The organism is Streptomyces sp. NPDC022910 (assembly GCF_055561075.1).
In genome coordinates this window covers 1-5,852 of the sequence record NZ_JBVHHL010000128.1, presented here as the reverse complement: position 1 = coordinate 5,852, position 5,852 = coordinate 1, and the positions used below count along the sequence as shown (strand labels likewise).

At 67.2% G+C, this 5,852-nt stretch carries 6 protein-coding genes; 1 reads left to right on the top strand and 5 read right to left on the bottom strand.

Annotated features, from left to right (window positions below; translation table 11 throughout):
- Positions 1 to 579: 579 nt before the first annotated feature.
- Positions 580 to 1,761, bottom strand: a complete 1,182-nt coding sequence (locus tag ACZ3TS_RS42330; RefSeq protein ID WP_467628391.1) for a hypothetical protein — start codon at positions 1,759 to 1,761, stop codon at positions 580 to 582.
- Positions 1,762 to 1,830: 69 nt separating this feature from the next.
- The gene (locus ACZ3TS_RS42325) at positions 1,831 to 2,070 is read right to left on the bottom strand and encodes a hypothetical protein (protein WP_013000024.1); all 240 of its coding nucleotides are present in this window, start codon (positions 2,068 to 2,070) and stop codon (positions 1,831 to 1,833) included.
- Between the two features lie 141 nt (positions 2,071 to 2,211).
- Between ACZ3TS_RS42325 and ACZ3TS_RS42320 the strand changes: the two genes are divergently transcribed.
- Positions 2,212 to 3,534 (top strand): hypothetical protein, encoded by a 1,323-nt coding sequence (locus ACZ3TS_RS42320; RefSeq protein ID WP_467628388.1) that lies wholly within the window; start codon positions 2,212 to 2,214, stop codon positions 3,532 to 3,534.
- 21 nt (positions 3,535 to 3,555) lie between these two features.
- Here the strand turns inward: ACZ3TS_RS42320 and ACZ3TS_RS42315 are convergent, their stop codons facing one another.
- The 3 genes from ACZ3TS_RS42315 to ACZ3TS_RS42305 all read right to left on the bottom strand — a co-directional run bounded on the left by ACZ3TS_RS42315 (position 3,556) and on the right by ACZ3TS_RS42305 (position 5,838).
- Positions 3,556 to 3,708 carry a hypothetical protein gene (locus tag ACZ3TS_RS42315; RefSeq protein WP_467628385.1) on the bottom strand — a complete coding sequence of 51 codons (153 nt, stop codon included), beginning with the start codon at positions 3,706 to 3,708 and terminating at the stop codon, positions 3,556 to 3,558.
- Positions 3,709 to 4,619: 911 nt separating this feature from the next.
- Positions 4,620 to 5,150, bottom strand: a complete 531-nt coding sequence (locus ACZ3TS_RS42310; protein ID WP_467628382.1) for a hypothetical protein — start codon at positions 5,148 to 5,150, stop codon at positions 4,620 to 4,622.
- Positions 5,151 to 5,445: 295 nt separating this feature from the next.
- Positions 5,446 to 5,838: a GFA family protein gene (locus tag ACZ3TS_RS42305; protein ID WP_467628394.1), complete on the bottom strand. Its 393-nt coding sequence runs from the start codon at positions 5,836 to 5,838 to the stop codon at positions 5,446 to 5,448.
- Positions 5,839 to 5,852: the final 14 nt, after the last annotated feature.

Sequence of the window (5,852 nt, the reverse complement as noted above, 5' to 3'; positions counted from 1 at the left end):
GCCGCCGGGATCTGGCACAACAACAAGATCGGTGCACCGGTCACCCGGTCGCTGATCGCCTACGACCACTGATCACATCGGAACTACTCGTCTAGTCCCTTTCACCCGAGTCACAGTGCGCGTCGGCCGCCTCAATCGCAGAGCCGCGACAAGTGGTTCCCAGACCGTGGACCAGGTGGGGAACAACGCGAAGTGTCCGTTCCTGGCGCGGGTCAGGACGACGCACAAGCAGCTCGGGGCCGGTCGGATACGGCTCTCCTTCGGAGCCCTGGAACTCGTTGCTTCCGAGGAGCAAGATCGTGGTGTCGGCTTCCCGGCCCTTGGTCTGATGGAGGTTCATGACCTGGATCCGGGCTTGTCAGGCTGTCCCTGCCCCGACCAGCGCTTCGTCGCGTGCGCGGAGAAGCTCCTGCCCGGCCGCAGCAGCGTCGACGCTGCCCTTGCTGGAGGGACGGAGGGCGCCGCGCGTGCGGCGGGCCCAATGAACCAGGTCTCCTGGCCGCGGGCGGCCCTGACCGCGTTGTGGGCGTTTGGCCGCCTCCGCGAGTCTCGCGACGTCGGGCCGGACCTGCGGCCTGTCTACTCCAGCAACTCTGATTGGATCCGGTCCCAGCTCGGCCGCGGGCTGTCGACCGGATGCACGATGGTGAGGAGGCGGCCTTCGAGGAACACGTCGAGCCGGTCAGCCGTTGGAGAGTCCAGCCGGCGGCGCTGGGCCCTGTGGTCCAGGGGCAGGCGCTCTCCCAGGACGCCGAGCAGCACCTCTTGGCGTGCCGGGCCGACGGCATCGCCGCGGATCCACCGGCCGCGGACCTCAACGCCGGAGAACGTGCCGAGTGTGTCCTCACGGCCGAAGGACCGGTTCATGGCTGCCTCGACCAGCAGTTCGGCCCGCCTGATCGCCGTCTCGGCGTAGGCCCCGGCTCCATCGGCCGGACCCTCACCGCTGGACTCGGGTATGTCATCAGGCCAGTTCAGGAGGGGTTCCTCCGGTTCCAGGTTCGTGCGTCGGCGGGGATCTGGCCGGGGAACACGGAATCGCCAGGGAGTTGCGCCGCCCGGCGTGTCGATCCACCCAGTGCTGAGCCCGGCCGTGGCCGGGGAGTCGTCGGGAAGGAAGATGTCGACGTAGACGCCGCCCGTGCCGAGCCAGACCCAGCTCATGAAGTAGGCGTGATCGTCGTGGTCGACGGACCACTGCGCGAGCTTCTCCAGGCGTGTCTTCTGCGGCTGGGTGCCTTTGCCGGCAGGGAACATCTGCTGGTGGTCGCGGCGGCGGCCCCGCGCCTCTCCGGCGAGCGGGCCGGCGGCAAGGTCGTACAGCAGGTCCGGCCGCACACCCTTCTTCGCGTAGGTGCCGACTAGTTTCCCGGGCAGGACGTCGAAGCTGCTGAGACCGTTGACCCCTGACTCCCAGTCGAAAAGGGCCTCGCTGACAGCGGTCATCACCCCAAGGCCGGTGCACTCGCTGACGAAACGCCGGATGTGGAGGGAGCTGGAGTCGAGGGCGGGGCAGTCGACCCCGAGCGGGCCAGTACCCGGGCTGCCGGCGATATAGCTGAGCAGGAGGCTGATCTCGTGATCGCGCACACGCTGATCGACCGTCTTGCGCAGGTCGCAGGCAAGGGCGTTGATGTTGACCACAGCAGCCAACGACACCGGCAGAGAGCCCTGCCCGATCTCGACGGCCTGGACAGCGTCAGCGCCAGCCATGCCCTTCTCAACCGTGAAACGCCACACCCGGGCACGCACCGTACTCATGGGGGAAGCCTATGGCCGCCATCCGCCGGTGCGGACCTCTGGCTCCGTAGGACCCTGCAACGCACTGGCCTACGCGGCATCCCCGATCGACACCGGGTGCCGGACAGCCTTCTTCACGTCCATCTCGACCGAGACCCGGTCCTTGCCCTCCGCCTTTGCGTACGCCGTCACCTTCATCTGGAACTCCGCGGAGGCGTCGAACCAGGGCTTCCACGACTCCGCGCTGTAGGGCAGGTCCCTGACCGCGTCGTTCGCCTCGACGGCAGCGCGCTCCAGGTCGATCAGGTCATCGAACGAAATAGCGGTCACGTCGAAGGATCCTACGTCCGGCCACGGCAGGGCGGTCCCTCCCGTCCGTGGTCGGCGAGCCGAACCAATCGGGTTGCGCGGTCCCCTTTCCCTGCCCGATCCTTCTAGGTTCGCCACATTCACATCTGAAGGGCCGCACCGGTGACCTCGACGACCAACGACCCCCTCGCCGCGCTCCAGGCCGTGGACCCGCGAGTCCTGCATTTCACGCCGTTCGGCCTCGGCGGACCCATGCGGCCCCAGGACGCCGCGGACTATCAGCAGCGCCTGATCAGCAACCTGTTCCTCGCCGACGATGTGGCACAGACGACCCGCCAGAAGTTCGAGCAGCTGTGCGCCGGCTACGCCCACGGGCTGTTGTGCTACGACCTGTTCACGCTGGTCTCGGACGCCGCCAAGCTGACGCTGGAGCAGGCGCTGCGGGACCGGTTCGCCGCCCACCACAACGGCACCATCACCGCCCGGAACCAGGCAGGCAGCGAGCGCCAGATCGCCTACACCAGCTATGCAGACTTCCACGATCAGTACAAGAGGCTCCGCAAGCCCGAGATACGGATGGGCAGTTCGAACATCTGGACCCCGTTCAACGGAATGCTCGACGGACTGCTGAAGTGGGCGCGGCGCGAGGGCCTGCTGCGTGGCCAGCGAAACCGCGGGATCGAGAGGGCGAAGAAGAACCTGCGGAACGTCACCGCCCACGGCATGTTCCACCTCCTCACTCCCGTCGACGTATACAGGGATCTGTCCGACCTCGCAGAGATCATCAACCATTTGTGGGGCCACGCGACCCCGGGTGGCCGGCTCTACCCGGCACCGATCCCGCGCGACGTGGTCGCCATCCGGTGGAACACCACCACCGGCTCCGTGAGGGCCGGGCACGCAGCCCAGCTCGCCCACCAGCAGGAGCAAGAGGAGGAGGACGGATTCACCTTCGTACTCGTGCGCGCGGTCTTCTGGCCCGGGGAGCGAGAGGATCCCAATCTGATGGAGTACGACGCCCGGAACGCCACCACGCACTTTCCGGCGGAGTACCTGTGGGGCCCCGGCAGCCGCACGCAGGCCATCGCCTGGCTTGAGCAGGAAGCGCCCGAGCCGGACAGCTGCGACAGCCTGGACCAGGTCTTCGTGATCCGCGTCCACGACGACCGCATCCACCTTCCGATGTACCCAGGCGTCGCCGCGGCGCTCCTGCCGGAGGAGCAGGGATCCTGGTACGCGGTCCGCGCCGACGGCCCGGCCGAGGTTTTCGCACACGCGCGCGCCGCGTCGACTGCCGCAAACGGGCATGACCGGACCGGAGAGTGCGAGCAGTGCCCCGTGGAAACCCTCGCCAGCGGAGACCTCGTCACGGTCCTCCGGGCCGCGCGGGACGCCGGCGCCGACATCAGTCCGCTGACGACGCCCGACGTGCGCACCCCGTTCGCCGACCTGATGGCTCCCCGGTCGGTCGCCGCCTTGCCCTGACGTGAGAAGTCCCGCCCGGGTCTATCGCCGTCGGGGACGGGGGCGGGATGCCGTCGCTACCGCCATGGCCTCGGCCTGGTGGACGATGACGTTGACCGCGCCGGACCGCTCCACGTGCCCGTCCAGGAGGACGACGGAGGCTTCCAGCAGGATGCGGCGGGAGCGTTCCCACACGGGGGGAGAAGGCGAGGCTAACCATGCCGCGCGTCCTCCAGTGCGCCGAAGGCGACACTGTTCGCGGTGTGTGGGCGCTGGAGGTATTTGGCAAATCCGCCGAGTTTGCCTCACAGCCGAATACGGCCGCCAGGGCGTGCCCACGCCATGGTGGATCCAAGGTCATCCGGTCCACGACGAGCAGCCCGGAGCCGACGTACTCAAGCAGCTCGCTGACTTCGCTGGTGAAGGAGCCCGTCTCGGGATCGAGGAGGACCTGGGCGGTCTCGTACAGCTCCTCCGACTCTTGCTCCATAGCCCAGTACGCATTTCGGCCGCGGTCGAGGTGCGCCCGGTAGAACGTCATCGACCCCACGCCGGCGGTGGAGGAGGGACACGCTCCATCGTGTCGGCCTGCGGGGTGTCCCAGAGCCGGGGTTCCGCAGAATTCCCTTCACCTAGAGTCACAAGATGCGGGCTGACCAGGGAGGATGCAGTAAGTCATGGAGAGGGGGCGTGTCTCTAGGCGCTGGCATTCTCGCTGGTCAGCGCGGTGACGACCGCCAAGTGGCCCCTTGATGCCGGGCGTTGCCACCACGCTACCTGATCACGTAGCGCGCTTCGAGTCCCGTCAAGCCGCGCCGAGGCGGGTCCATAAAGGGGGCGAACGATAGTGAAACACCCTCGTTTCTTGCGGCATTGCCGGGGAGGGATGCCCGTCTCGCCAACTCCCTGACCAGTAAGAATGCCAACGCCTAGAGACACGGACGATTCGGACAGGAGGCGGTGAAGTTGCAGGTCATGGCCCACTTTGTATCTCTAGGCGAGCTGACTTCTGCGGAACCCGGGCAGAGTTCGTCGTCGTATTAGATGCGCAGGTACAGGTCGGAGGGATCACCTGGAAGCTGAGGCCGCTTGCTCACCCGGTGAACCTAGACGTTCAGGTCCTGCACGATGGCCTCAAGGACCGCACCCGAACCCTCGATCGACGTGGGCATCACGACACCGACCACCGTTCGGTGAACGGCACCGCCCGACAGCAGCGACGGCTCGGGCTTCTTGGTCACGATCCGCAGGATCCCCTGCCCGGGAGCCCCCTCGATCCGGAAGCCGGGTTGAAGGCGCGAGAGCCACCCGTGGTCCACGGCCACCGCTACACCCTGTAGCGCGCCGATACGCAGGCCCCGGGTCACCCAGGCCGACCAGACGACCTCGCTCCAGTCCGAGCCGTCGGCCGGGTCCGGAATGACGTCTGAGAGGTCGGGGTGCTGCTCAGCCACCCAGCGTGAGGGCTGCGCTTTACGGAGGACCCACTGCCCGTCCCGGTCGATCTCGCCAGGGTCGAGCCCCGGGGTGAGGCGCATATCGAGAGCGACGTGGCCGTCGGTGATCCGGTCGCCGTGGACCCAGACCTTGTCCTTATTGACGACCCAGTCGCAGAGCCGCTCCATTGACGCTGTCACTCGTTGTGCTCCCAGGAGAGATCGTTGCCCTTCCACAGTAGGGCGGGGAGCACGGAAAGCCTCTCTCAGACGACCTTTCCGCCTGCGGCCGACGCCAGAGCCACGCTCCGGGCGAACAGCCCCGCGTGCCCATCGCACGCGTAGAAGCGGCGGCCGTCATCGGGGCCGGCACAGGGCTCGAACCACATCACGGCGGCATGCCGGCATGAGTGGTGGTCACAGTCATGGGGGTCGGTTATCAGATCCGCCAGCCCCATCCACGCGTGAGTCATCCGTGGAGGCTAGCCGCAGACCGTCACGTGAGGCGTTTCGGGTCGGGCGCGAGCGTGATGGTCATCCAGGGTGCCGCCGCTTCGCGGTAACTGTGCCCGACCGGAGCTAGGTCGGCGCTGCGGGTGAGGCTGAAGATCGTCACCATGATCATGTCCGAGCCGTCGGCGACGGAGGTGAGCTGAGTGCGGCAGCGCTGGCAGGATCCTCGGTGAAGCGTCGGCCAAGTGGAGAAGTAAGTCGGCTCTCCTGCCGGGCCCGTCCACTTCAGGGCGTCCCTGTGGAACCCGACCCATGCCATCGCCGGCGAACCGGACAGCCGCGTGCAGTGCTCGCACCCCTCTCTGTCAGCCTGTGGTGAGACGCCCTTCTGTGAACGTTTAACCTGAGAGGGCACGACAGGAGATTGCACACCCATGAGCAGTAGTGAAC